The 23,916-nt window shown below is 72.4% G+C and carries 25 protein-coding genes; 13 read left to right on the top strand and 12 right to left on the bottom strand.

Annotated elements, in window-relative coordinates; translation table 11 throughout:
* Nucleotides 1-12 precede the first annotated feature (12 nt).
* Complete coding sequence (locus tag KR546_RS04890) at nucleotides 13-216, bottom strand: hypothetical protein (protein ID WP_238443583.1); 204 nt, start codon at nucleotides 214-216, stop codon at nucleotides 13-15.
* A 138-nt stretch (nucleotides 217-354) separates the two neighbouring features.
* Between KR546_RS04890 and KR546_RS04885 the strand changes: the two genes are divergently transcribed.
* Nucleotides 355-741 (top strand): MmcQ/YjbR family DNA-binding protein, encoded by a 387-nt coding sequence (locus KR546_RS04885; RefSeq protein ID WP_238443582.1) that lies wholly within the window; start codon nucleotides 355-357, stop codon nucleotides 739-741.
* Nucleotides 742-744: 3 nt separating this feature from the next.
* Here the strand turns inward: KR546_RS04885 and KR546_RS04880 are convergent, their stop codons facing one another.
* From KR546_RS04880 to KR546_RS04870, 3 genes are all read right to left on the bottom strand, one after another.
* Complete coding sequence (locus KR546_RS04880) at nucleotides 745-1,212, bottom strand: SRPBCC family protein (protein ID WP_238443581.1); 468 nt, start codon at nucleotides 1,210-1,212, stop codon at nucleotides 745-747.
* An 84-nt stretch (nucleotides 1,213-1,296) separates the two neighbouring features.
* Nucleotides 1,297-2,424 carry an SAM-dependent methyltransferase gene (locus KR546_RS04875; protein WP_238443580.1) on the bottom strand — a complete coding sequence of 376 codons (1,128 nt, stop codon included), beginning with the start codon at nucleotides 2,422-2,424 and terminating at the stop codon, nucleotides 1,297-1,299.
* A gap of 121 nt (nucleotides 2,425-2,545) precedes the next feature.
* The gene (locus KR546_RS04870) at nucleotides 2,546-3,373 is read right to left on the bottom strand and encodes a TIM barrel protein (protein WP_238443579.1); all 828 of its coding nucleotides are present in this window, start codon (nucleotides 3,371-3,373) and stop codon (nucleotides 2,546-2,548) included.
* 92 nt (nucleotides 3,374-3,465) lie between these two features.
* Between KR546_RS04870 and KR546_RS04865 the strand changes: the two genes are divergently transcribed.
* Nucleotides 3,466-3,885, top strand: a complete 420-nt coding sequence (locus tag KR546_RS04865) for a hypothetical protein (protein WP_238443578.1) — start codon at nucleotides 3,466-3,468, stop codon at nucleotides 3,883-3,885.
* An 11-nt stretch (nucleotides 3,886-3,896) separates the two neighbouring features.
* Here KR546_RS04865 and KR546_RS04860 read toward each other — a convergent pair whose 3' ends face one another.
* Genes KR546_RS04860 through KR546_RS04845 form a run of 4 tightly spaced genes read right to left on the bottom strand, consistent with a single transcriptional unit; the run spans nucleotide 3,897 to nucleotide 9,287 of the window.
* Nucleotides 3,897-5,819, bottom strand: coding sequence for a potassium/proton antiporter (locus KR546_RS04860; protein WP_238443577.1), 1,923 nt, complete (start codon nucleotides 5,817-5,819; stop codon nucleotides 3,897-3,899).
* 56 nt (nucleotides 5,820-5,875) lie between these two features.
* A complete protein-coding gene (locus KR546_RS04855) occupies nucleotides 5,876-7,120 on the bottom strand; it encodes a class I SAM-dependent RNA methyltransferase (protein ID WP_238443576.1) in 1,245 nt (414 codons plus the stop codon).
* The gene (locus tag KR546_RS04850) at nucleotides 7,117-7,968 is read right to left on the bottom strand and encodes a 50S ribosomal protein L11 methyltransferase (protein WP_238443575.1); all 852 of its coding nucleotides are present in this window, start codon (nucleotides 7,966-7,968) and stop codon (nucleotides 7,117-7,119) included. The genes KR546_RS04855 and KR546_RS04850 overlap by 4 nt, the downstream gene beginning before the upstream one ends.
* Nucleotides 7,965-9,287, bottom strand: a complete 1,323-nt coding sequence (locus KR546_RS04845; RefSeq protein WP_238443574.1) for an AI-2E family transporter — start codon at nucleotides 9,285-9,287, stop codon at nucleotides 7,965-7,967. Before KR546_RS04845 ends, KR546_RS04850 begins: the two co-directional genes overlap by 4 nt.
* 299 nt (nucleotides 9,288-9,586) lie before the next feature.
* Here KR546_RS04845 and KR546_RS04840 point away from each other — a divergent pair, with 299 nt between their 5' ends.
* The 8 genes from KR546_RS04840 to KR546_RS04805 all read left to right on the top strand — a co-directional run bounded on the left by KR546_RS04840 (nucleotide 9,587) and on the right by KR546_RS04805 (nucleotide 17,565).
* Nucleotides 9,587-10,477, top strand: a complete 891-nt coding sequence (locus KR546_RS04840; RefSeq protein ID WP_238443616.1) for an ABC transporter ATP-binding protein — start codon at nucleotides 9,587-9,589, stop codon at nucleotides 10,475-10,477.
* A complete protein-coding gene (locus tag KR546_RS04835) occupies nucleotides 10,477-11,223 on the top strand; it encodes an ABC transporter permease (RefSeq protein WP_238443573.1) in 747 nt (248 codons plus the stop codon). Before KR546_RS04840 ends, KR546_RS04835 begins: the two co-directional genes overlap by 1 nt.
* Before the next feature lie 356 nt (nucleotides 11,224-11,579).
* The gene (gene coxB, locus KR546_RS04830; RefSeq protein ID WP_238443572.1) at nucleotides 11,580-12,779 is read left to right on the top strand and encodes a cytochrome c oxidase subunit II; all 1,200 of its coding nucleotides are present in this window, start codon (nucleotides 11,580-11,582) and stop codon (nucleotides 12,777-12,779) included.
* A gap of 85 nt (nucleotides 12,780-12,864) precedes the next feature.
* Nucleotides 12,865-14,937, top strand: a complete 2,073-nt coding sequence (gene ctaD / locus KR546_RS04825) for a cytochrome c oxidase subunit I (RefSeq protein WP_238443571.1) — start codon at nucleotides 12,865-12,867, stop codon at nucleotides 14,935-14,937.
* Between the two features lie 51 nt (nucleotides 14,938-14,988).
* A complete protein-coding gene (locus tag KR546_RS04820) occupies nucleotides 14,989-15,570 on the top strand; it encodes a cytochrome c oxidase subunit 3 (protein WP_238443570.1) in 582 nt (193 codons plus the stop codon).
* A gap of 52 nt (nucleotides 15,571-15,622) precedes the next feature.
* A complete protein-coding gene (locus tag KR546_RS04815; protein ID WP_238443569.1) occupies nucleotides 15,623-15,955 on the top strand; it encodes a cytochrome C oxidase subunit IV family protein in 333 nt (110 codons plus the stop codon).
* A gap of 6 nt (nucleotides 15,956-15,961) precedes the next feature.
* The gene (locus KR546_RS04810; protein ID WP_238443568.1) at nucleotides 15,962-16,822 is read left to right on the top strand and encodes a cytochrome c oxidase assembly protein; all 861 of its coding nucleotides are present in this window, start codon (nucleotides 15,962-15,964) and stop codon (nucleotides 16,820-16,822) included.
* A complete protein-coding gene (locus KR546_RS04805) occupies nucleotides 16,819-17,565 on the top strand; it encodes a hypothetical protein (RefSeq protein ID WP_238443567.1) in 747 nt (248 codons plus the stop codon). Before KR546_RS04810 ends, KR546_RS04805 begins: the two co-directional genes overlap by 4 nt.
* 177 nt (nucleotides 17,566-17,742) lie before the next feature.
* Here KR546_RS04805 and KR546_RS04800 read toward each other — a convergent pair whose 3' ends face one another.
* Entirely contained in the window at nucleotides 17,743-18,753 is a 1,011-nt protein-coding gene (locus KR546_RS04800) for a heme o synthase (protein ID WP_238443566.1), read from the bottom strand.
* A 194-nt stretch (nucleotides 18,754-18,947) separates the two neighbouring features.
* Here KR546_RS04800 and KR546_RS04795 point away from each other — a divergent pair, with 194 nt between their 5' ends.
* On the top strand, nucleotides 18,948-19,868 hold the full coding sequence (locus KR546_RS04795; RefSeq protein ID WP_238443565.1) for a COX15/CtaA family protein: 921 nt from the start codon (nucleotides 18,948-18,950) through the stop codon (nucleotides 19,866-19,868).
* Here KR546_RS04795 and KR546_RS04790 read toward each other — a convergent pair.
* The 3 genes from KR546_RS04790 to KR546_RS04780 are packed head-to-tail and all read right to left on the bottom strand — an operon-like array spanning nucleotide 19,854 to nucleotide 22,183.
* On the bottom strand, nucleotides 19,854-20,213 hold the full coding sequence (locus KR546_RS04790) for a fluoride efflux transporter FluC (RefSeq protein ID WP_238443564.1): 360 nt from the start codon (nucleotides 20,211-20,213) through the stop codon (nucleotides 19,854-19,856). The two genes, KR546_RS04795 and KR546_RS04790, sit on opposite strands and share 15 nt — an antisense overlap.
* Complete coding sequence (locus KR546_RS04785) at nucleotides 20,210-20,656, bottom strand: fluoride efflux transporter FluC (RefSeq protein WP_238443563.1); 447 nt, start codon at nucleotides 20,654-20,656, stop codon at nucleotides 20,210-20,212. Before KR546_RS04785 ends, KR546_RS04790 begins: the two co-directional genes overlap by 4 nt.
* Nucleotides 20,657-20,716: 60 nt before the next feature.
* Nucleotides 20,717-22,183 carry a M20/M25/M40 family metallo-hydrolase gene (locus KR546_RS04780; RefSeq protein ID WP_238443562.1) on the bottom strand — a complete coding sequence of 489 codons (1,467 nt, stop codon included), beginning with the start codon at nucleotides 22,181-22,183 and terminating at the stop codon, nucleotides 20,717-20,719.
* A 310-nt stretch (nucleotides 22,184-22,493) separates the two neighbouring features.
* Between KR546_RS04780 and KR546_RS04775 the strand changes: the two genes are divergently transcribed.
* On the top strand, nucleotides 22,494-22,844 hold the full coding sequence (locus KR546_RS04775) for a nuclear transport factor 2 family protein (protein WP_238443561.1): 351 nt from the start codon (nucleotides 22,494-22,496) through the stop codon (nucleotides 22,842-22,844).
* 81 nt (nucleotides 22,845-22,925) lie between these two features.
* Nucleotides 22,926-23,855, top strand: a complete 930-nt coding sequence (locus KR546_RS04770; protein WP_238443560.1) for a hypothetical protein — start codon at nucleotides 22,926-22,928, stop codon at nucleotides 23,853-23,855.
* Nucleotides 23,856-23,916: the final 61 nt, after the last annotated feature.

Genomic DNA, 23,916 nt, shown 5'->3' with positions numbered 1-23,916 from the left:
CGGACCGGCCGATCAGGCGCCGCCACCGCCGTGGCCGATCCCCCGCTGGGTCGCGGCGAAGCCGGCGGACGCGTAGCCCTCGCCCTCGCCGGCCTGGTGCTCGCCGCGGTGCCCGACGGCCCGGTTGCGTCCGCGATCGCGCCAGGCGACGGCCAGTCCGGCGATGACGACCGGGATCATGAGCACCCCGATGATGGTCCACAAGGTCCACGTCACGACGAGCCTCCTCGGGTGCTCCGACCTTTAGCCTACGTCCCGTGTCGCCGGCGGACGCTGTTGGCTGGCCGGCCGGCGCGCACGGGCCAGCGGGCCGGCCACCCGGCATGCCACACTGCGGGCATGGCCCATCCACGGATGTTCGACCCGGACGACCCCTGGCTCGCCCGGGTCCGCGCGTTCGCGCTGGCCCTCCCGGACGCCGACGAGAAGGTCTCGCACGGGCGCCCCGCGTTCTTCACCCGCAAGGTGTTCGCCTACTACGGCGGGTCTCACAAGGCCGACGGGGAGTGGCTCCAGCACGAGCAGGCCATCATGGTGCAGCCGGACCCCGGCGAGCGTCGTGCCCTGGAGGCCGACCCGCGGTTCTGGGTCCCGGGCTACCTCGGTCCGTGTGGCTGGCTCGGGCTCGACCTCGACGACACCACCGACCTGGACGAGGTGGCCGAGCTGCTCGAGGACTCGTACCGCGTGACGGCCCCGGCACGCCTGGTCGGCGTCCTGGAGGCCGACGACCGCCCCTGAACGTCAGCCGGTCGTCGCCGCCCGATCGAGCTGGACGAGACCCCGTTCGAAGTCGGGTCCGACCAGGTCGTCCATGCTGCGGACCAGCCCCATGACCCGCGTCATCAGGGTGCGTCGTCCCGTCATCGTCCAGGTCACGTCGGTCGTCGTCCCGTCGGCGTCGTCGAGCCGGAACTCGAGCTCGTTGCGTGCCTTGAACGGCTTGGTGAAGAGCAGGTCGACGCCGACCAGGTCGTCGGTGACCCGGGTGATCTCCATCGAGCCGGCACCGGCCCGGCGGTTCCCGCGCCAGGCGTAGCGGGCACCGACACCCCGGTCGCTGCCGGCGTACGTGCGCTCCATCTCGGGATCCACGTCCTCCCACGGTGACCACCGCGTCCATGCGTGGAAGTCGACCAGCAGGTCGTGGACCACGGCCCGCGGTGCGTCGATCCGGGCGGAACGGGAGACGGTGTAGGTGTCGCTGGCCACGGGAACCTCCGAAGGGTGACGCATCGGTCATCGTCGTCGCCCGCGGCCCCCGGCGTCAAGCAGGCCGGATGCGCCCACCGACGGTCACACGGTCGGGCGGGGGGTGAACCGGTAGTGGCTGACGCCGAAGGTGCGCCCACCGTCGTGGCCCCACAGGCCCGCGACGGTCAGGAAGAAGGCTGCCCAGCGTCGGTACCAGGCGCGGGCCTGGTCGGCGCCGACGTCGGCGGTGAACAGTTCGAGGACCTCGTCGCGGTGGGCGTGCAGGTTGTCGAGCCACGCCAGTGCCGTGCGCTGGTAGTGGTGTCCGGCGATCCACCAGTGGTCGGTGCAGACCAGGTGCTGCTGGCGGTGCAGCAGCAGGTCGTCGGAGGGCATCAGTCCCCCGGAGAAGAAGTACCGGGCGACCCAGTCGGTGGGGTCGTCTGCGTCGAAGGCGAACCCGAGGTCACGACCACTGAACACGTGCACGAACATCGCGCCGTCGTCGGCCAGCCAGTCGGCGACCCGGGCGAACAGCCGCCGGTGGTTGCGGACGTGCTCGAGCATCTCGACGGACACGATCCGGTCGACGCGCCCGAAGATGCCGGCGTCGGCGGGGGTGAACGTGGCGATGTCGGCCGTGACCACGTCGAGGTTGTCCAGGCCCCTGGCTGCGGCCTCGGCCAGCACGAACTCACGCTGGGTCCGCGAGTTGGACACGCCCACGATGCGCGACGCGGGGAAGCGCTCGGCGGCCAGCAGCGACACCGAGCCCCACCCGCAGCCGAGGTCGAGCACGACCTGGCCGTCCGCAAGCCCGGCCCGGTCGAGGGTGAGGTCCAGCATCCGACGCTCGGCGCCCCCCAGGTCGTCGTCGGTGGACCACAGGCCCGACGAGTACTTCAGGTGGGGTCCCAGCACCAGTCGGAAGAACGCGGTCGGCACCTCGTAGTGCTGGGCGTTGGCGGCCGCGGTGTGGACGGTGATGGGCTGGTCGTCCAACGACCGGCGCAGCGCCACGACGTCGCGGTCCCGGACGTCCGGCGGGAGCGAGCGGTGCCGGTCGACCAGTCGCGCGACGCGCAGGTCGATGACCCGGGCCAGCACCGGTTCGGGGACCAGGCCCTCGTCGAGCAGGCGGAAGGCCAGCGGCTGGTCGGCGTCGTCGTCGTGGGACGTGGCAGGGTCGGCGTCGACGTCGCGCGCTGCCGGGTCGGTGCTGGCGGACACGGGTGCTCCTGCGGTCGTGGGCTCCGGTGGTGGCGTGGTGTGGGGCGGGGTCGAGTGTGCCCACCCGCACCGGAGGTTCGCCGCCGGGGTTCGCAGCCGGGGGTCGGCCGGTGTGGTCGTGTCAGACCGGAGGAGGCCCCTGGCCGAGCCACGTGCGCAGGAGCGCGAGGTCACGTTCCTGGCCGCCGTCCTCCGACGGCGTCTCGACGAGCGCTGCCGGGACGCCGAGCTCGGCGGCAGTGCGCACCATCGTGGCCAGCACGTCCGTGCCCATCTCGCCCGCGCCGAGGTTGGTGTGGCGGTCCCGGCCCGCCCCGGCCGGATCGCGGCTGTCGTTGACGTGCAGCAGGTCGATGCCGCCGGTGCCGACCGACACGGCGCGGAGCCATCCCCCGGGGTCCTCGGCGCAGGCCGGGTCACCGGCCCAGGCATGGCAGGTGTCCACGACGGCGCCCACCGACAGGCTCCCGCGGGCGACCACGTCGGTGCTCCGCAGCCGGGTCAGCAGTGCACCGAAGTCCTCCGCACGTCGCCCCGGGGCGGTCGCGCCCGACGCGGTGTTCTCGATCCACAGGGGAACCGGTGAGGCGAGCCGCTCGACCACCCCGACCCAGCGGTCGAGGGCGTCCGCCATCGAGCCGCCCCCGGCCGCGTGGCCGGCGTGCACCACGACACCCCGGACACCACAGCGCTCGGCCTCGTCGAGGCTGGCCTGCAGGCTGGCCGTCGTCCGGTCACGCACCGCGGCGTCGGCGGACGCCGGGTTGCACAGGTACGGCGCGTGGGCGGCCACCACCCGACCGGACGCGGCCAGTGCCGCGGCGTCCTCGCGGCGTCGGGGCGCGCGCCAGTTGCGGGGTGCGGACAGGTGGACCTGGACCACGTCGGCGCCACGCGCATCGGCCGCGGCGAGCGGGTCCCGGCTGGGCACGGAGGCGCCCACGAGCATGGGTGGATCCCTCGGTCGACGGGTGGACGGCCGGGGACCGTATCCCACGGCCTGTCGGCGGCCGGGACGGGGCCGTCTAGCCTGTGCGGGCCATGCCCCTGTTCCGTCGCAAGCCCGACCTGCCGGCCGACCTCGTGCCGGCGTGGCGCGCGTTCCTCGACTGTGCCCAGGTCATCGAGTCGGGGCGCCGGGTGCTGCTGTCGACCCTGCCGACCGGCCGGGTCGAGCCGGCCCCGATCGGCGTCGGGCTGGACGCCATCGCCGGGGCGATCGACGACGCCCGGGCGTGGATGCCGGCCTGGGAGGTCGAGCCACTGGCAGCGGACTGGCAGGACTGCGCGACAGCGCTGGACGAGGCCTGGACCAGCATCGACGAGGTGCGGACCGTTGCTGCCGAGACGTCCGAGCTCGAGGAGCTGCTGGAGGCCGTCCAGGACGTCGTCGCACCCCTGGACGCCTTCGCCGACGCCGAGCGCACCTGGCGGCGCGCGTGGCGACCCCCCTCCGACTGAGTCCGAGCGGGTCAGCGGCGGTCGAGGTCCGTGGTGGACGAGGCGGGCGGGGCGCCGAGCCACCGTCGCACGGCGTCCAGCCCGCCACGCCGGTCCGTGGCCGACAGGACCAGCCGGTCGCCGACCCGGAACGTCGTGTCCCCGTCGGCGGCGTGGGTCACGTCACCGCGGGTGACCAGCAGGACCCGCACCCCGCGGACCGGCGGACGGTCGGCGAGCCGTTCGCCGACCAGGGGCGACGTCGCGGTCAGCTCGGCCTCGAGCAGGTCGACCCCGTCGAGGTCGCCGACCAGCATGGCGACCTCCGGGGGGAGGTCGGGGTCGGCCGGGAGCCCGGCCGCGTCGACCACCCGCTGGGCGGTCACTCCGTGGACCACCAGCGACACGGCCACGACGAAGAAGGCGAGGTGGAGGATGTCCTGGGCCCCGGGGACCCCGGCGGTCGCGGCGTAGGTCGCGAGCACGATCGGCACGGCCCCGCGCACCCCCAGCCAGGCCACGACCCCGACCTCCCGGATCGGCATCCGGAACCCGGCCAGGGACGCGCCGACCGCGATCGGGCGGGCCACCAGCAACAGCCCGAGCGCGATCAGCAACCCGGGCACGGCCACCTCGACCAGTCCGGCCGGGACGACCTGCAACCCCAGCAGCAGGAACAGGCCGATCTCGACGGCCGTCGAGATCCCCTCGCTGAAGCGCCGGACGGCACGACGGTGGCGGACGTCGGTGGCCGCGATCACGACGCCGCAGGCGTAGGCGGCCAGCAGCCCGGAGGCACCGAGCACCGCGGCCAGTCCGTAGGCGGCCCCGCCCATCGCCAGCGCGAGCACGGGGTACAGCGCCATGCCGGGCAGCGCGAGGCGCCCCATCAGGCGACTCGCGATCGTGCCCACGACGATCCCGGCGACCAGCCCGCCGACCAGTTGCCAGAGTGCGAACGACACCCAGTCGCCCGCTGCGACGGGAGTGTCCCAGCTGGCCAGGATGCCGACCGTCAGCAGGATGGCGATCGGGTCGTTGCCACCGGACTCGACGGTCAACAGGGCATGGACCCGGTGGGGGAGCCGCACGTTGCGCAGGAGGTTGCCCAGGGCGGCGGCGTCGGTGGAGGCCACCACCGCCCCCACGAGCCAGGCCGTCCGGGCGTCGGTGCCCGGCACGACCAGCACGACGATCCCCGCGGTGATCGCCGCGGTCGCCATGACCCCGACGGTGGCGAGCACGGCGCCGGGTGCGGCCGCCCGCCGCAGGTCGGAGACGGTGGTCGTGACGCCTCCGTCGAACAGGATGGCAACCAGGGCGACGACCGCCAGGTTGCGGGTCGTGGCCGCACCACCGACGTCGACCCAGCCGAACCCACCCGGGCCCGCCAGCACGCCCAGTCCGAGGAAGAGCAGGGAGGTGGGCACGCCCAGGCGCCGGCCTGCGGCCGACGAGACGATCGCGACGACCAGCAGGATCCCGCCGATGGCGATGGCGGGGTCGATCGACAGGCTGGCGTCCAGGGTGGGGCCGCCACCGGGTGGCGCGGGGAAGGCGGACGTCACCAGGTCCAGGAGGTTGGCGAGCACGACGGTGCCGGCGACCACGAGCGCCGTGGCCGCGACGATCGCGACGGTCGTGGACCGGCGTTGGTCACGACCCGGTCGGGCCAGCAGGAAGTGGGCGAAGGCCGCCGCGACCAGGGCGAGCACCGTCGCCAGCACCGGGCGCCAGGCCTGGCCCAGGACCGGCCCGGGCGTCGCCGGGCCGAGCACGACGAACACGCTGACCCCCGCCACCACGGCCGCGAGCAGGCTGGCCGGCGTCAGCACGCGACGGACGGCGTGGGCGGCCTCGTCACGCAGCAGGACCCACAGCGGTCGACGTGGTGGGCCGGGCGGGGGCGAGCCACGACGCATCGCGGCGAACAGGGTGGTGAACGGTCCGGCCATCGCTCTCCCGAGTGGACGACTGGTCGTGCCGCGCTCCCCGACGGTAGTCCGCGCGATCAGGGCCGGAAGTGTGCCACCACCTCGACGTGGTGGGTCATCGGGAACAGGTCGAACGGCTGTGCGGAGACCAGCCGATAGTGGTGTTCGGCGAGCGCGCGGGCATCGCGTGCCAGCGCGGCCGGGTCGCAGGCGACGTAGACGATGTCGCCGGGTCGGTGTCCGGCGAGTTCGGCGACCACCTCGGCGCCGGCACCCGTGCGGGGTGGGTCGAGGACCACGACGTCGGGCGGGGCGTCGTGGCGGCGGCGGACGAAGTCGGCCACGTCGAGCGCATCGGCCACGACCGACTGGTCGAGTCCGGCACGCAACGCGTTGTCGCGGAGGTGGTCCACGGCACGGGCGACCCCCTCGACCGCCGTCACGGTGGCGCCGGCGCGAGCCAGGGGCAGGCTGAACAGCCCGACGCCCGCGTAGAGGTCCCACGCGACGAGTCCCGAGACGTCGCCGACCACCCCGAGGACCGCCTCGACCAGTGCCGCAGCGCCGTCGGTCGTGGTCTGGAAGAACCCGTCGACGTCGACGGTGAAGTCCAGCCCCGCCACCCGCTCGGTCACGGTCCCGTCGCCGCGCACCGTCACGGTCGAGCCGTCCGGCTGGGCGAGTTGGAGCGTCGCCCCGTCGTCGAGCCCGGGGAGGTCGAGGGGGCCCGGACCGGGATGCAGGACCGCCCCGCGGTCGCCGGTCGAGGTGGCCCGGACCGTGACCTCGGCCGCCCCGGTCCGGTCGCCCACCGCGCTGCGGACGTCCTGGGCCCCCGGGGTCAGCACCGGGCACACCGCGACCGGGACGACGTCGTTGGTCCCGGCCCGGTGGAAGCCCAGCCGGCCCTGTTCGTCGGCGTGCATGCGCGCCACCGTGCGATAGCCCAGGTCCGGGCCGACCGCCACGGTGTCGGCGACCGGTGGGTCGTCGAGACCGCCCAGGCGGACGAGTTGCTCGGTGACGACCCGGGTCTTGAGCCGACGTTGGCTGTCGGGCGTGACGTGCTGGAGGTCGCAGCCGCCACAGGTGTGGGCGTGCGGACACGGTGGTGCCACGCGCTCGGCGGCCGGGTCCAGGACGTCCAGCAGCCGTCCGCGCGCCCACCGCTTGCGGTCGTCGACCACCTCCAGCCGGACCCGCTCGCCGGGCAGGGTCCCGGGGACGAACACCGCCTTGCCGTCCACCCGCGCCACGCCCTCGCCTCCGTGCGTGAACCCGTCCACGACCGCCTCGATCGGCCCCTCGGGGAGCGAGCTCACGTCGCGGCCCGGGCCACGAGGACCACCCACTCCCCGCGTGGCCGGACCTCGACGTCGCGGAGTCCGGCCCGCGTGAAGGCGTCGGCGACGACGTGGGCCCGCTCGGTGCCGACCCCACTGGCCACGAGCCACCCGGACGGGGCCATCACGCCGGGGAGGTCGTCCGCGAGCTCGACCAGCGTGGCGGTGAGGAGGTTCGCGAGCACGACGTCGAACCGGCCGTCCACGTCGTCGAGCGCCCCGACGGCCAGGTCGACCTCCACGTCGTTGTGGTGGGCGTTGTCCCGCGCCACGGCGACGGCGTGCGGATCCGTGTCGACCCCCAGCACGGAGGCCGCACCCTGCAGGACCGCCGCGATGGCCAGGATCCCGGTCCCGGTGCCGAGGTCCAGCACGGACCGACCAGCGGGATCCACCTCGGCGAGCACCTCGAGGCATCCGGCGGTGGTCTCGTGGTGACCGGATCCGAAGGCCTGGCCCGGGTCCAGGAGGATGCGATGCACGCCGGGTGGCGTGTCGTGCGAGTTCGCGAGGTGGTCGGGCACGATCTCGACGGCACCGGCGCGAACCGGCCGGGCGGCGGCCCGCCAGGCGGCGACGTGGTCGACCTCGGGCTCGTGGCTCCACCGGACGTCGTCCGGGAGCCCGTCCCGCTGGTCGTCCGGGAAGTCGTCCGGTGGGCCAGGGAAGTACCCGACCAGTTCGCCGGACCGCTCCCACACGCCCAGGGCCCCGACCGCCCACAGGCGCGCCGCGAGCTGCTCGGCGTCGTCCCCCGGCCCGGTCGGCACGGTGGCCGCCCAGTGCCCCGAATGGCCCGTGCCGGCCCCCGTGCTCGTGTCGGTCACGTCCGTTCCTCCCCACTCCGTGGCAGGTCGCCGTTGGTGAGGTGGTGGTCCACGACGTCGTGGCGTTCCTTGCGCGCCGACCACAGCGCGGCCACGATCGCGGCCGTCGGGATCGCCAGCAGCGCGCCGACGGCACCCAACAGTGCAGCCCCCATCAGCACGGCGATGAACGCCACGGCCGGGTGCAGCTCGACTGTCTGGCCGGTGATGCGGGGGACCACGACCAGGTTCTCGACCTGCTGGTAGACCACGATCGCGACCAGCACCCAGATGGCCTGGCCGAACGACGACGCCAGCGCGATGACGATCGGGAGGATGCCGGCGAGGTAGGTGCCGACGACGGGGATCACGCTGGAGATCACGCCCACCCATGCGCCCAGCGCGAACGCGTAGTCCAGGCCGATCACCAGGAACACGATGGTGTGGAACACCGCCGACGCGACCGCGGTCAGGACCCGGCCGTAGAGGTAGCCCCCGGTCTTCTCGACCGCGATCTCCCAGACCTCGAGGAACTCGCGCTGCGCGCCCGGACGCATGTTGGACGACAGCACCCGGCGGAAACGCGGACCGTCGGCGGCGAGGTAGAACGCCACCAGGGCGATGGTCAGGAGGTTGAACAGGGCCCCACCGACGGAGGCACCCACGTTGAGCGCGCCGCGACTGGCCGAGCTGGCGAAGTCCGGCAGGCGGTTGGGCAGGTCCTGCTGGAGCCCGGCGATCCACTCGGCCGCGCGGTCGCCGAGTCCCCACGGCAGGTTCTGGGCCTGGCTGCTCAGCGAGTCCACGATCTCGGGGCCGGACTCGACCAGGGTGGCGACCTGGCTGACGATCAGCGGGACCATCGCGGCCAGGAAGCCCACGAACGCGATGGTGGAGACCAGGAACACGATGCCGGTCGCCAGCCCACGGGACATGCCGCGTTGGCTCATCCACTTGACGGCAGGCTCCAGCGCGAACGAGACGAACAGCGCGACGGTGATGCTGATCAGGATCGGCCGGACCCGGCCGAAGAACGCCGACGCGAGACCGGCCAGGAGCCATCCACCCGCGATGCCGAGCACCAGCGTCCAGATCAGGCGGGGCCGCCAGCGTCGCCAGGGCACGACGACGACCTCCTGGGCGATGCCCCGGGCGTCGGGGTCGGTCGTGTCGGAGCCGAAGGGCAGGCCGTCGCTCCAGTGACCGGCGTCGTCCGCTGGACGGTCGGCTCCCGCGGCTGCCGTCGAGTCCTGGTCAGGGGCATCACGGACGTCCCGCGACCGGTCATCGGTCGCGGGTGCATCGTCGTCCGGGACGTCGGACTCCGTGGCGCGGGTCATGGTGCGAGCCTACGTCCTGGGCAGGTCGCCGGTGGGGAGGCCGGTGGTGTCCCGACCAGTGGCCCGGACGGCCCTGCGCCGGAGCCGACGACCGGTCTGGGGGACGGCCGCCACCGACGCGTCCCCGAGGCGGTCGGCCCCGGTGGGAGCCGGATTCGGCGCCCACCGACCGCGGTTACGCTCGAGTCGTTCGTCCCTCCGCCCGGGGTCCCGGGCGCGTCCAGCGAGGCCAGGAGCCGCGCGTGTCCGCAGCCACTCGCACGTCGGCCGCCCCGGCGATCGAGGTGTCGGGGCTGGTCATGCGCTACGGCGACCACGTCGCGGTGGACGGGCTGGACCTCGCAGTCGAGGCAGGACGGACCCTCGCCCTGCTGGGACCCAACGGGGCAGGCAAGACCACCACGGTCGAGACGTGCGTCGGCCTGCGGCGGCCGCACGCGGGCCGGGTCCGCGTGCTCGGTCGTGACCCGGTGGCGGACGGGTCGTTCGTGCGGCCACGCCTGGGCGTGATGCTCCAGGAGCAGGGCGTGTACCCACAGGCCCGGCCACGCGAGGTGCTGGCGACCCAGGCGGCACTGTTCACCGACCCGCTCGATGTCGACGACCTGCTCGATCGCACCGGTCTCGACGGGTCCCTCGGGACCCGCTTCCGTGACCTGTCCGGCGGACAGCAGCAACGACTCGCGCTCGCGCTGGCGCTGGTGGGTCGTCCGGAGGTCGCGTTCCTCGACGAGCCGACGGCGGGCCTCGACCCGGCGGCGCGTCGGTCCACCTGGGAACTGGTGGACGGGCTGGCCCACGACGGCGTGGCGGTGGTGCTGACCACCCACCTGCTCGACGAGGCCGAGGTGCTGGCCGACGACGTGGTCATCATCGACCGGGGCCGGGTGGTGGCCGCCGGCACCCCGTCGGACCTCGCCCGGTCCGACGACACCGTGTTCACCACGGACCGCGTGGTGGACACCGCTGCGCTGACGGCCCGGTTGGGCGTGGACGTCCGGGATCGCGGCCACCTCGACCACCGCATCGCCGCACCGCCGTCACCCGGGCTGGTGGCGGCGCTCGCGGCAGCCCTGGCCGAGGCCGACGTCACCCTGACCAGCCTGAACGCGGGGCGGCGCGGACTCGAGGAAGTGTTCCTGCGGCTGACCGGCGGGACCGGTCTGGTCGACGAGCAGGAGCGGCGCTGATGGGCGCCCCGGCACCGCGCCATCGCATGGTCCTGGCCCAGGCCCGACTCGAACTGCGCCTGCTGGTGCGAAACGGCGAGAGCCTGGTGGTCACGCTGGGGATCCCGCTCGGGATCCTGGTCTTCTTCGGGTTCGTGGACGTGCTCCCGACCGACGGGGACCCGGTCGCGTTCCTGGTGCCCGGGGTCCTGGCGATCTCGGCGATGGCGACGGGGCTCGTCGCGCTGGCCATCCAGACGGGCTTCGAGCGCAAGTACGGCGTGCTCAAGCGACTCGGGACGTCGCCGCTGACGCGTGGGTCGTTCGTGCTCGCCAAGGCCCTGGCGATGGTGGTGCTGCTCGCGGTGCAGGTGGCCGCGACGGTGGCGGTGGCCGTCCTGCTGCTGGACTGGGAGCCGACCGGCTCGCTGGCCGTGGCCGTGGTGGCCACGCTCGTCGGTGGCGGCGTGTTCGCCGCGATCGGGCTGCTCATGGCCGGGACGCTCACGGCCGAGCTGACCCTGGCGCTCACCAACGCCCTGTTCCTCGTCCTGCTGCTGGTCTCGGGCCTGGCCTTCGACCCCGACGCCCTGCCGGCCGACGTCGCGGCGGTCGGCTCCCTGCTGCCCTCCGGAGCCCTGGGCAACGTGCTGCGCGCCGCCCTGTCCAGCCCGGCGACCATCGACTGGTCGGCGGCGGCCGTGGTGGTGGGCTGGGGTGTCGTGGCCACCGTCGCCGCCGTGCGCTCCTTCCGCTGGGACGGCTGAGCGACGGTCGTGCACCGGTCGCGGTCGTTCCACGAACGATCCCCGGGGCACGGCCGAGCGGACGGTGGCCGCCGGATCGCTAGACTCGCGGAGGATGCCCGGCACGGCACGACGCCCCGGCGGACGCCGAGTCGGCGCATCGGTCACGCCAGCCCCGGACCCGGGCCGAGCAGGTCGCCGTCGACACCGCAGCAGGGTGTTCGGCGACCACCACGGACCACCCGGGGTCGACGAACAACTGCATGCCCACCCCGCTGACCGGACCGTCCTCTCGTGCGCCCCGCGCGTGCCGGACCACCGGGTCGTCGGCTCGTGGCCACCAGCCACGGGGCATCGAGGAACGAGGAGACGACACGGTGCGACGCACCCCATCGCGCAGCCCCCGACGCGCCCCCCGACCCGGCCGCGTGCTCCGCGGCGTCGGCCTGGCGCTGTTGGCCCTCGTCCTGGCCGGCTGCTCCGGCGCGCAGACCATGCTCGACCCGCAGGGCCCCTTCGCCGAGGCGCCCGACGACCTGTTCAAGGCCGTCATGGTCGTCGCCGCCGTCGTGTTCGTGTTCGTCCAGGGCCTGATCATCTACACGGTCGTGCGGTACCGCCGACGCAGTGACGACGACGAGCTGCCCAAGCAGGTCCACGGCAACACCCGGCTCGAGATCGTGTGGACGGTCATCCCGGCCCTGATCCTGGCGGGCATCGCCGTGCCGACCGTCCAACAGGTGTTCGCACTGGCCGAGGAGCCCGAGGGTGCGATGACCATCGAGGTCATCGGGCACCGGTGGTGGTGGGAGTACCGCTACCCCGACTCCGGCGTCATCACCGCCAACGAGCTGGTCATCCCGGTGGACACCCCGATCCACCTCGAGATGCGGGCCGAGGAGGCCGGGTCCGCCGACCGCGGCGTCCTGCACTCCTTCTGGGTCCCGGCGCTGGCCGGGAAGCAGGACGTCTTTCCGGGCCGCATCACGACCCTGAACATGCAGGCCGACACGACCGGCCGGTTCCTGGGCCAGTGCGCCGAGTACTGCGGCCTGTCGCACGCCAACATGCGCAACCGCGCCGAGGTGCTGGAGCAGGACGAGTTCGACCAGTGGGTCGCCGAGCAGCAGGCGCCCTCCGACGTCGCCGCCGCGTTCGCCGAGCTGACCCCCGAGCAGCTCGAGGCGCAGGAGGTCCCCGAGGGCGTGGACGAGCAGGTCGCCCGTGGCCACTACGTGTTCCAGAGCAACTGCGTGGCCTGCCATGGCCAGATCAGTGACACCGCCGTGGCCTCGGCCGACGACTTCGTGCCCCGGACCGGCCCCAACCTGACCCACCTGCTCAGTCGCGAGGAGTTCGCCGGGGCGATCTTCGACCTGTACTTCCGCGAGGACCCCGACGATCCGAACTCGGCGTTCACCGACGAGGTCGACGTCGAGCTGCTGACCTCCTGGGTCCGCAACGCCCCGTCACTGAAGGCGATGCGTCCCGGCGACGGCATCGGAATGAACAGCTTCGAGTCACTGCCCCAGGACGAGCTCGACGCCGTCATCGCCTACCTGTTGACGATGGAATGACCGGTCGCCGACCTCGTCCGAGTCCGACCCACCCCCGCCACCGACACCACCGACACGTGCAGACCGTGACGACCCGGAGACGATGATGGCCACCACCACGGCGCCCCCACAGGCCCGCTCGCGGAGCGTGTTCAGTCGTCCGACCGCCCTCGACGGCTTCAAGGGCTACCTCGCGACGACCGACCACAAGAAGATCGGGATCATGTACTTCTGGTCCGTCATGCTCTTCTTCTTCCTCGGTGGCGTGACGGCCTGGATCATCCGGGCCCAGCTGGCGTCCGCCGAGTCGACCCTGGTCACCGAGGAGGTCTACAACCAGGCCTTCACCCTGCACGGCCTGACCATGGTCTTCCTGGTGGTCATGCCCCTGGGCGCGGCCTTCTTCAACTACCTGATCCCGCTGCAGATCGGCGCCCGTGACGTCGCGTTCCCCCGTCTGAACGCGTTCTCGTTCTGGACGTTCCTGTTCGGCGGGCTGTTCCTGTACTCGTCGGTGCTGTTCAACGCCATCCCCAACGGTGGCTGGTTCGGCTACGCACCGCTGTCGACCCAGATCCCCGGCGACAACATGGCCTTCTACGCCGTCGGACTGCAGATCGTGGGGATCTCGTCGCTGTCGGCCGCCGTCAACTTCATCACCACGATCCTCAACATGCGGGCGCCCGGCATGACCTTCATGCGCATGCCGGTGTTCACGTGGATGACCCTGGTCACAAACTTCCTGCTGCTGTTCGCCCTGCCGATCATCGCCGTGGCGCTGTTCATGCTCAACGGCGACGTGGTGTTCGGCACCCAGTTCTTCCAGCCCGCCACGGGCGGTGACCCCGTGCTCTGGCAGCACCTGTTCTGGCTGTTCGGGCATCCCGAGGTCTACATCATGATCCTGCCGGCGATGGGGATCGTCAGCGAGGTCATGCCCACCTTCTCGCGCAAGCCGCTGTTCGGCTACGCCGCGATGGTCTTCGCCGGGGTCGCCATCGGCTTCATCGGCTTCGGGGTGTGGGCCCACCACATGTTCACCTCCGCCGTCGGGCCGGTCGCCCGGTCCGCCTTCGGCCTGACCACGATGTTCATCGCCGTCCCGACCGGCATCAAGATCTTCAACTGGGTCTTCACGATGTGGGGCGGCAAGGTCAAGTTCACCACCGCCATGCTGTTCTCGGTCGGCTTCGTGTCGATGTTCACCATCGGGGGCCTGTCGGGGGTGACCCACGCCATCGTGCCCCACGACGCCCAGCAGACCGACACCTACTGGATCGTGGCCCACTTCCACTACGTCCTGTTCGGTGGTGCGTTGTTCGGGCTGGTCTCGGGGATCTACTACTACTTCCCCAAGGTGACCGGCAAGCTGCTCGGCGAGAAACTCGGGAAGTGGCACTTCTGGACCTGGTTGCTCGGGTTCAACCTGACCTTCGGCCCGATGCACATGTCCGGTCTGCTCGGCCAGCCCCGCCGCACCGCGGTGCTGCCCGCCGAGCTCGGGACCGACGTGGCGCTGTACAACGTCCTGTCGACCGCCGGGGTCGCCGTGCTGACGGTGTCCGCGTCGATCTTCCTGTTCAACCTCGTCACCTCGCTGCGATCCGGGGAGGCGTCCGGCGACGACCCGTGGGACGCCCGCACGCTCGAGTGGATGACGCCCTCGCCGACGCCCTACGTCAACTTCTACGAGATCCCCGAGGTGACCGCGCGGGACGAGTTCTGGGAGCGCAAGTACGCCGAGGCCGAGGACGGCAGCCTGCGACCGGTGCCCGCCGGTGCCTCGCAGGACCATGACCCGTCGACGTCCCCCGCGAGTGCCGACGAACACGGTGACGAGTTCCCGGCCACCGCCGGGGGCACGGCGACGGTCGACACCTCCGGCAACGCCAAGGCGTCCCCCGACGACGTGGCCCTGCCGGAGGACGAGGCGCTCGCCAAGGCGACCCCGGACGACCACGGCGGCGACACCGAGCACATCCACATGCCCGACCCGTCGTACTGGCCGCTGATCATGTGCGTGGGGCTGCTCCCGCTGGGCTACGGCCTGACCTTCGCCAACCCGGCCCTGCTGGTCGTCGGTGCGCTGTGGCTCATGATGGGCCTGTTCGGCTGGATCCTCGAGCCCGTGGCCGAGGGCGACGACGACGACCCGGAGCCCAGCGCGGCTGCGGCATGAGCCCCACGAACCCGGCGCACCGAGCGCCCCGAACGACGCAAGGAGGCTGCCGTGTCCGCAGCCGTTGAAGAGACCTCCCTGGGCCTCGACAATCGCAAACTCGCGATGTGGGTCTTCCTGGGGTCCGAGTTCATGTTCTTCGGGGCGTTCATCACCGCCTACCTGATGTACCTGAACACCACTGCGGGTGGCCCCGACGGCGAGATCTTCGACATCGTCTACACGTCGGTCAGCTCGTTCGTCCTGCTGATGTCCTCGCTGACGATGGTGCTGGCCCACCATGCCCACGAACAGGGCGACATGCGCCGCATGCGCATGTGGATCCTGGCCACGGCCTTCCAGGGCCTGGTGTTCGTCGGTGGACAGGCCTACGAGTTCACCAAGTTCTTCAAGGAGGGCCTGGTCCCCACGGCCAGCCCGTTCGCCTCGTCCTTTTTCGTCCTGACCGGCTTCCACGGTGTGCACGTGACCGTGGGCATCATCATGCTGCTCGGGCTGTGGTCCTACAGCCGGGTCGGCAAGGTCAAGGCCAGCCAGCCCCTCAAGACCGAGATCATCGGGCTGTACTGGCACTTCGTCGACGTCATCTGGGTCATCATCTTCGTCGTGGTCTACCTGATCCCCTGGGGATAGTGGGGCCCGTCCACACGGACTCCCCGACCCCCGCGAGACCGAAAGCGCGCACATGTCCGACGCCACCACCGCCGACGCCACCACGCAGGCCGCGCACCACGACGAGCCGACGGTGCGCCAGTACGTCGAGATCGCCGGCGCCCTGTCGGTGCTGACGCTGATGGAGTTCTCCACGTACTTCGTCGAGTTCGGCTGGCTGCACATCCCGATCCTGCTGACCCTGATGGCGATCAAGTTCGGCCTGATCGTCGGCTTCTTCATGCACCTGAAGTACGACACCCGCCTGTACACCCGGCTGATGGTGACGGGGCTGGTCGGTGCGCTGACGCTGTACGGCATCGCCTTCCTGGCGATCGCCGAGGTCCCCACCCTGATGGGAAGCTGAGACGACATGGACTTCACCCTCGGCGGTGTCGACGTGCAGGCGGGTTTCCCCCTGGACGTCACCCTGCTGTCGATCGGGGTCCTGGCGGCCTGGTGGGGGCTGATCCGACGACACGGCCCGACCATGACGCGGCCCGGCCAGCCGGCCGTGACCGGCCGTCAGGCCGCGTTCTTCGTGGCTGGCGTCGCGACCTTCTGGCTGTCTGACGGGTGGCCGCTGGCGGCCCTGTCCGAGCACCTGTTCTCGTTCCACATGCTCCAGCACGTGCTCCAGGCCTTCGTCATCCCGCCGCTGCTGTTGCTGGGGTTGCCGGAGTGGATGGGCGACGTCCTGCTGCGCAACGACCGGGTCCGCGCCGCGGTCCGCTGGCTGACCCGGCCACTGGTCGCCGGGGTGCTGTTCAACCTCGTGTTCCTGGTCACCCATCTCCCCGCCGTCGTCGCGTTCCAACTCGACAGCGAGGTGTTCCACGCGGCCGACCACCTGGTCCTGATCGGGTCGGCCCTGCTGATGTGGACCCCGGTGTTCTCGCCGTTCCCCGCGGTGCTGCCCCGCATGCAGCCGCTGTCCCAGATGCTGTACCTGTTCATGATGACCCTGCTGCCCACGATCCCCTCGGCCTTCCTGCTGTTCGGCGACGTGCCGCTGTACCCCGTCTACAACGCGGTCAGCCAGCCCTGGGACATCGGCCTGATCACCGACATGCGGATCGGCGGCCTGATCATGAAGCTGGGGGGCGGGTTCCTCCTGTGGGGGATCATCGCCGTCAAGTTCTTCCGCTGGGCTGCCGACGACGAGCGTCGAGACCGCCAGGCGCGCATCGACCGCATGACCCTCTCCACGACCCAGTCCCGAGGACCGGCATGAACGACGACTTCCGCAAGCGCGCATTCCTCCCGGTGGTGATCCCGCTCGGGATCGTCGTCGTGGTGGCGGCAATGATCGGGCTGTATGCCTGGATGCTGCTCTACACGACGTCGGCAGGTGCCGCGACCCTGGCGATCATCGCCGCGGCGGGGATCCTGCTGGCCGCGACCCTGGCATCCACCCAGGACTCGTTGAACCGGACCAAGCAGTTCGGGGTCGCCCTGGCGGTCCTCGGACCGATCGCGATCGGGTCGGTCATCGCGGCCGGCGCGCTGGGCATCGACCCGGCCGCGCTCAACGTCAACGCCCAACCGCACGGACCCGAGTTCCTGCTCGCGGAGGTGCCCCCGGACGCCCCGACGATGGCGGCCGAGAGCCTCGACGCGTTCTGCCTGCCCACCGACGGCGGGTGTGAGGAGACCCAGGAGTGGACCATCGAGTCCGCCGAGGACGCGGCCGGGATGTTCACCTACGCCTTCGACAACCGGGACCCGGGCGTCGAGCACAACCTCGCGATCTACGGCCTGCCGGAGGAGGACGCGTACGGGTCGAGCACGGCCCAGCTGGGCACCGAGGAGCTCACCCCCGAGGAGCCCGCGCCGTTCCCGGGTGCACAGATCCGTGCCTACGAGTTCGAGTGGCCGGCCGAGGAGGGCGCCGAGCCCGTGGCCCCCGAGCAGTTCTACTTCGTGTGCACGGTCCACCCCAGCACCATGTGGGGTGTCGCCACCATCGCAGGATGAAGCTTGCTCCGCAGGACGGGATGTTCCGAGCGGAGCGAGGAACTCCGACCTGGCCGAAGGCCAGGCGTCGCCACCATCGCAGGATGAAGCTTGCTCCGCAGGACGGGATGTTCCGAGCGGAGCGAGGAACTCCGACCTGGCCGAAGGCCAGGCGTCGCCACCCTCGCGAGCTGATCGTCAGATGACCGCATCGACGGCGGCGAAGACGAACACCAGGGCGAGGTAGACCGTCGAGTAGTGGAACAGCCGCATGGCGGCCTCGACCGTCCGTCGGGACCGCAGGCGGTGGGCGGTCACCAGCCAGCCGGCAGTGAGCACCAGGGCCGGCACGGCGAACCACCAGCCGGCCGGGGCACCCGCCACGTACGCCAGCACCAGGGCCGCGAGCAGCCAACTGTTCAGCAGGATCTGTCGCGTGGTCTCGTCGTTGCCCCAGCTGACCGGCATCATCGGCAGCCCGGCGCGGGCGTAGTCGTCCCGGTACTTCATCGCCAGCGCCCAGAAGTGCGGTGGCTGCCACCAGAACAGGATCCCGAACAGCAGCCACGGCCGGGGATCGCTGAACGGCGCCCCGACGGCCGCCCACCCGGTCAGCACGGGCATGCAGCCGGCGATCCCGCCGATCACCACTGCCTGGGGTGTGCGCCGCTTGAGCAGCATCGTGTAGACGAACACGTAGAACAGCAGGCCGAAGGTCGCCAGTCCCGCGGCCAGCAGGTTCACGGTCGTGGCCAGCAGCACGAACCCGGCCACGCCCAGTCCGATCCCCAGCCACAGCGCGTTGCGCGGCGGGATCGTGTCGTTGGCCGTCGGTCGCTGGGCCGTGCGGGCCATGGCCCGGTCGATGTCGCGGTCGTAGTAGTTGTTGATCGCGTTGGCGCCGCCTGCGGACAGCGTCCCGCCCAGCACGGTCGCCACGAGCAGCCCCAGTCCGGGCCACCCCTCGGCGGCGACGAACATCGTCGGCACCGTCGTCACCAGCAGGAGCTCGATGATGCGGGGCTTGGTCACCGCCACGTAGGCCAGCACGGTCGACCGTCGGTCCACCGTGTGCAGTGGTCCGACGCCGGGTGCGAGCGGGTCCTCGGCCAGCCCCGCCGACCCCGCCGAGGTGCGTGCCCCGCCATCGCCGGCCGGCGTGGCACGGCGATGCTCGGCGGCCGACGACTCGGCGGGTGAAGCGCTCATTGATCTTGGACCGATCCTGGACCGGCGGGTGGGAGGTGGCCGAGGTGGCCGGGCCTGCACGGTCGGGGCACCCCACTGGTGGGGTGGCTCCCGGACCCCCGAGGGTAGGCCCGCGGCGACGTCGGGGCGAGCCGTGGGCCGGCGCCCCCTGCGGGGCGGACGAGCCCGTCGGGAGTCGGCGTACCCTGCCGGGCATGTCCACGATCGCCCCTTCGGCCGTCGGGACCGGTCGGTCCGGTCCCGGGTTCCCGCGGCTGCGTCGCGCGGCCCTGGCGGCCCTGGTGGCCAACATCGGGATCGTGCTCACGGGTGGGATCGTCCGGGTCTCGGAGTCCGGCCTGGGCTGCCCGGACTGGCCCGCCTGCGAGGGCACTCGGGTCGTCCCGGCAGCCGCCGACGCGCAGTGGCACACGTTCGTCGAGTTCGGCAACCGGCTGCTGACGTTCGTCGTCCTGGCCGCGGCCGTCTGGGTCGTGCTGGCCGCGCGACGCGAGGCGCGTGACCGCCCCGACCTGCGGCGCCTCGCGTGGGTCCAGCCCGTCGGCGTGGGGGCCCAGGCAGCGCTGGGCGGCGTCACCGTCCTGACCGGACTGCATCCCCTGGTGGTCGCGGCGCACTTCCTCGCGTCGATGGCGCTGGTGGCGGCGGCCGTCGTGCTGGTGGGCCGGACGGATCCGCGACCGCACGACGACGTGACCGGCCTGCGGCTCGCCACCGGGGCGGTGGTCGTCGTCGCCGGCGCGGTGCTGGTGCTGGGCACGCTGGTGACGGGCTCGGGTCCGCACGCCGGCGACCCGGGGACGGTCCGGCTGGGCCTGGACATCCGCACCATCGCGGTGGCGCACGCCGACGCCGTGTGGCTGCTGGTCGGCGCGACCGTCGCGGTCCTGGCCGTCGCCGTGGCCATGGGCGCCACTCGGGTCCGGCGCGCCGCCACCCTGTTGCTGGGGTTGGAACTGGCCCAGGGTGGGCTGGGCTACCTGCAGTACGCGCTGGGCGTGCCGCCCCTGCCCGTCGTGTTCCACATCCTGGGCGCCGCGCTGGTCTGGGCCGCCGCCTGGCACCTCGCGATGGCCGTTCGACCGGGGCCGGACCGGGCATCAGGCCAGCGCTGAGCCGGCGGCGGTGCCGACCAGCCCTGCCAGCACCATCCCGACGAGGTTGGCGATCGCGGGTCCGTGACCGACCCCGGTGTCCAGTTCGATCGTCTCGACCATCCACGTCGAGAAGGTGGTGAAGCCGCCACAGAAGCCGGCTCCCGCGATCGCGAGTGCGTCGTCGCCCAGCCGACCCGTCCCGTGCAGTCCGACCAGCAGGCCCAGCAGGAACGCTCCGACCACGTTCACCGTCGTCGTGCTCCACGGCAACGTGGCGCCGGAACGACGCACCATCAGCCCGTCGAGTGCTGCCCGGGCCGTCGCCCCCAGCCCACTGGCGACCATCGCCACCACGATGGTCATCGCCGCGCCACGACCATGCCGGCCCGTGCCGCCAGCACCCCGAGCACGAGCGAGCCGACGACGTAGCCCGTGGCGGTGACCGGGTCCGCGGCCACACTCGCCAGCTCCCAGGTCTCCTGGGAGAAGGTCGAGAAGGTCGTGAAGCTGCCGAGGAAGCCGGTGCACAGCAGGGGCACGGCCAGCGACGTCGGTGGTGCGGACGCCGCCAGCCGGGTCCCGACGAATCCCAGCACCAGCGCGCCCAGCACGTTGACCAGCAGCGTGGCCCACGGGATCCCGGCGTCGTGGGGAAGCGCCAGGGCGACGCCGATGCGCGCCCCGCCCCCGAGCATCCCACCGAGGAAGACCGCGCCCAGTTGTCGCGCGGTCGGTGACCGTCCTGCCTCGGGCGTGCGGGTCGAGACCGCGTCCGCGTGGAAGCCCTGCCGCTGCTGGTGGTCCACCGTGGCCTCCGGAGCCTTCGCCGCGTGCCGGTGTCCGTCGGGGGGCGTCGATCCGCTGGGTCACGCCCCCCGGGCGCGGACGGCCTCGGCGCGGTCGGCGAGCTCGGCGAAGAGGTAGGCCTCGGACAGGGCCGTGCGGGCCAGGTCGCCCAGGTCCTGGGACTCGTCTTCGCCGTGGGCGTTGGAGGCTGGGTCCTCGACCCCGATGAGCAGTGCCGCGGCACCCCCGAACGACTCGGCGAAGGGTCCCACCAGGGGGATCGACCCACCACAGCCCATCCACGCGACGTCGTGGCCGTAGCCCGCCTCGAAGGCGGCCGCGGCGGCCTCGTGGGCCGCACTGGACGGGTCGGTGACCCACGCGGGGGCCGTCTCGCCGGGCGAGACCTCGACCTCCAGTCCCCACGGGACGTGCTCCTCGAGGTGGCGACGCAGGGCCGCGAAGGCGCGGGCGGGATCCTGCCCCGGGACCATCCGGCAGGACAGCTTCGTCGACACCTCGTTGAGGAGCGTGTTGGACGCGTGGGCGAGGTCGGGCACCGACATCCCGGTCGGGGTGATCGTCGGCGTGAACCAGATTCGCTCGAGGGGGGAGTCGTCGGGGTCACCCAGCCAGTGGAGCCCCTCGACGGTCCGGGCCTCGGTCCGCAGCCCGTCCGGGTCGGGGGGCAGCGCCTCCACGCGGGCCCGCTCCTCGGGGGTCAGCTCCCGGGCGCCGGCCGCGAACCCGTCGACCGCGACGTCGCCGCGATCGTCGTGCAGGGTCGCGAGCAGCCGGGCAGTCGCGGTCAGGGCATCCGGGACCAGTCCGCCCCACATGCCGGAGTGGACCGGCTGGGCCATGCAACGCACGGTCACGGTGGCGTCCATCAGGCCTCGCAGCGACCAGGTCAGCCCGGGCCAGCCGGTCTTGAAGTTGCCGACGTCGGCGATCACGATGACGTCGGCGTCCAGCATCGGTCCGTATCGCTCGAGGAACACGGGCAGGTGGGGCGAGCCGATCTCCTCCTCGCCCTCGATCACGACCTTGACGTTGACGGGCGGCTCGCCCCGGGCGTCGACCCAGGCGCGGATCGCGGCGACGTGGGCGATGACCCCCGCCTTGTCGTCGCTGCAGCCACGTCCGTAGAGCCGTCCGTCGCGGACGGTCGGCTCGAAGGGCGGGCTGCTCCAGCGGTCGGGCGTCCCGACCGGCTGGACGTCGTGGTGGGCGTACAGCAGCAGCGTCGGCGCGGCCTCGCCGGCGTGGCACAGCGAGCCGGTGACGTACGGATGGGCGTCGTCCACCTCGAGCAGGCGGACGTCCTCCAGGCCGGCCCCCCGCAGCAGGTCCGCCGTCGCCTCGGCGCTGCGCCGCACGTGTGCCGGGTCGTTGCCCGCCAGCGAGATCGACGGGATGCTGGCCAGCTCGACCAGGGCGTCCAGGTGCTCGGGCAGCCGGTCGGCCAGCGCCGCAGCCACGTCGTCGAGTCCGTCGGGGACACGAGATCCCTCCGGCAGGGCAGCGGACTGCATGGGCGTGGACATGCGGGACCTCGGGTGGTCGGCGACGGGTGGGAACAGGACGGTCGGACGGTCCTCTCGCTGGCCAGTCTGCCACCCGGTCCTGCCGCTCGCCGTCGGCCGGTGTGGGCGGACGCCGTCGCCCCGGGGCCGTGCGACGAACGATCGGGCCGGCCGCCCGTGTCGTCGACACCTCGTTGGGCCCTGCGTCCCGGGGGACTAGCATCAAGCGTCAGCCCCACGGTCGGGGAGGGCGCGAGCACGCGCCGACTCCCCCGTCCGGCCGTCCGACCCGGACGACCACGACCGTGGGCCGGACCGAGAAGGAGATTGCGTGGGCCAGGCTGCCGACACCTGGGACCGTCTCCAGGGCATGCTCACTTCGGGCGACCTGGACGACCTTCCCAGCCTCTACGACATCGACGCGATCTACCTCGAGCCGTACAACCCCCCGCATCGGGGCAACCTCCTGATCCAGGCCTACCTGAAGGACTACCTGGCCGGCAAGGAGGACGTCGCGATCACGGCCAAGCGCGTGATCGAGGCGGCCGACGGACGGGAGATGGCGGTCGAGTGGACGATCTCGTACGAGGCCGGCGGTCGTCGTTGGAGCGATCTCCCACGTGCGTCGTTCTTCGCCTTCGGCGACGACGGGCAGATCACCCACCACCGCGACTACACCTGACCATCCACAGGTCCGGCATCCGGGTCTCTGCCCGTCGTCGCACGACCTAGCGTCCTCCGCGGACTGCCGTGGACGGGACGCATGGTGCATCGATCGGACCTCGTGGCACTGCCGGTCGTCGTCGACGGTCCACGTCACCTGGTCGACCAGGTCGGGGCATGGATCGAGTCCCGGCTCGGATGGCAGGTCACGCGGGGCGAGGCGTTGCCGGCCCGACTGCGACTGGTCGGGGTCGGGGGGTCGAGCGCCGACGCCTCGGTGGACGGTGTCCCCCTCCCCAGCGTCGCCCTGGTCGGCCCGGACGACGACCCGATCGCCGCGACCCGCCTGGCGCAGCAGGTCGATGCCGTGGTGGCGTGGCCCGCCGAGCACGGGACGTTGGCCGAGGTGGTCGCGGACCTGGTGGCGGGTGACCCTCGAGTCGAGGTCGAGAGCACACGCGTCGTGGGGTCGGCGGGGGGTGTCGGCGTCACCACCATCGCCCTGGCGCTCGGAGCCCTGTCCGCCTGGCGGGAACGTCCGAGCCTGGTCGTCGGTCGTGGGGACGTGCCGGTCCCGGACGTGCGGCAGGTCCCCCCCGAGGTGCTGGCGGGGCATCGTGCGTGGGCGGCGTCGACCGGCGTGCCCGGGGTCGACGGGCTGCGTGCCGTCCGGGTGGACGCCGCGGTCGGGCGGATCGCACCCCCGTCCGGTGTCCGGGTGGTGGTCGATGGCGGTGTCGTGGGGCCCGGTGCCCTGCCCGGGGACGCTCCGGGGGACGTGCTGGTCGTGCGGCGGGACCGCCCGGGCCTCGCGGCGATCGAGGAGTCCGGAGCCGCAGCAGTCGTCCTCGTCGACACCGGCCCCCGGTCCGCGACGGAGGTGGTCCGGGCCGCGGGGGGACGGCTCGTGGTCGTCGTCCCGTGGTCGGCCCGAGTGGCCCGGCTGCACGACGCCTGCCGGCTCCCGGGGTCGCTCCCCGGCACCGTGCTCGCGCCGTTGCGCCGTCTCGACGAGCAGCTGGATGCCTGAATCAGGACCGGAGTCCTGGATTTTCGCCAATCTCTTGACAGCCGCGCTCGGAGCGCGTTGA

The organism is Salsipaludibacter albus (genome assembly GCF_019798055.1).
Lineage (GTDB): Bacteria > Actinomycetota > Nitriliruptoria > Nitriliruptorales > Nitriliruptoraceae > Salsipaludibacter > Salsipaludibacter albus.
Note: the sequence above shows the minus strand (reverse complement) of the source record. Positions and strands in the feature narration are given on the sequence as shown.

What these genes read in the sequence shown, in the direction of transcription:
- KR546_RS04885 (WP_238443582.1), top strand. Translation starts at nt 355, where the DNA reads ATGTTCGACCCGGACGACCCCTGGCTCGCCCGGGTCCGCGCGTTCGCG.
- KR546_RS04870 (WP_238443579.1), bottom strand. Translation starts at nt 3,373, where the DNA reads ATGCTCGTGGGCGCCTCCGTGCCCAGCCGGGACCCGCTCGCCGCGGCC.
- KR546_RS04865 (WP_238443578.1), top strand. Translation starts at nt 3,466, where the DNA reads ATGCCCCTGTTCCGTCGCAAGCCCGACCTGCCGGCCGACCTCGTGCCG.
- KR546_RS04860 (WP_238443577.1), bottom strand. Translation starts at nt 5,819, where the DNA reads ATGGCCGGACCGTTCACCACCCTGTTCGCCGCGATGCGTCGTGGCTCG.
- KR546_RS04845 (WP_238443574.1), bottom strand. Translation starts at nt 9,287, where the DNA reads ATGACCCGCGCCACGGAGTCCGACGTCCCGGACGACGATGCACCCGCG.
- KR546_RS04840 (WP_238443616.1), top strand. Translation starts at nt 9,587, where the DNA reads ATGCGCTACGGCGACCACGTCGCGGTGGACGGGCTGGACCTCGCAGTC.
- KR546_RS04835 (WP_238443573.1), top strand. Translation starts at nt 10,477, where the DNA reads ATGGGCGCCCCGGCACCGCGCCATCGCATGGTCCTGGCCCAGGCCCGA.
- ctaD (WP_238443571.1), top strand. Translation starts at nt 12,865, where the DNA reads ATGGCCACCACCACGGCGCCCCCACAGGCCCGCTCGCGGAGCGTGTTC.
- KR546_RS04815 (WP_238443569.1), top strand. Translation starts at nt 15,623, where the DNA reads ATGTCCGACGCCACCACCGCCGACGCCACCACGCAGGCCGCGCACCAC.
- KR546_RS04810 (WP_238443568.1), top strand. Translation starts at nt 15,962, where the DNA reads ATGGACTTCACCCTCGGCGGTGTCGACGTGCAGGCGGGTTTCCCCCTG.
- KR546_RS04805 (WP_238443567.1), top strand. Translation starts at nt 16,819, where the DNA reads ATGAACGACGACTTCCGCAAGCGCGCATTCCTCCCGGTGGTGATCCCG.
- KR546_RS04800 (WP_238443566.1), bottom strand. Translation starts at nt 18,753, where the DNA reads ATGAGCGCTTCACCCGCCGAGTCGTCGGCCGCCGAGCATCGCCGTGCC.
- KR546_RS04795 (WP_238443565.1), top strand. Translation starts at nt 18,948, where the DNA reads ATGTCCACGATCGCCCCTTCGGCCGTCGGGACCGGTCGGTCCGGTCCC.
- KR546_RS04790 (WP_238443564.1), bottom strand. Translation starts at nt 20,213, where the DNA reads ATGACCATCGTGGTGGCGATGGTCGCCAGTGGGCTGGGGGCGACGGCC.
- KR546_RS04780 (WP_238443562.1), bottom strand. Translation starts at nt 22,183, where the DNA reads ATGTCCACGCCCATGCAGTCCGCTGCCCTGCCGGAGGGATCTCGTGTC.
- KR546_RS04770 (WP_238443560.1), top strand. Translation starts at nt 22,926, where the DNA reads ATGGTGCATCGATCGGACCTCGTGGCACTGCCGGTCGTCGTCGACGGT.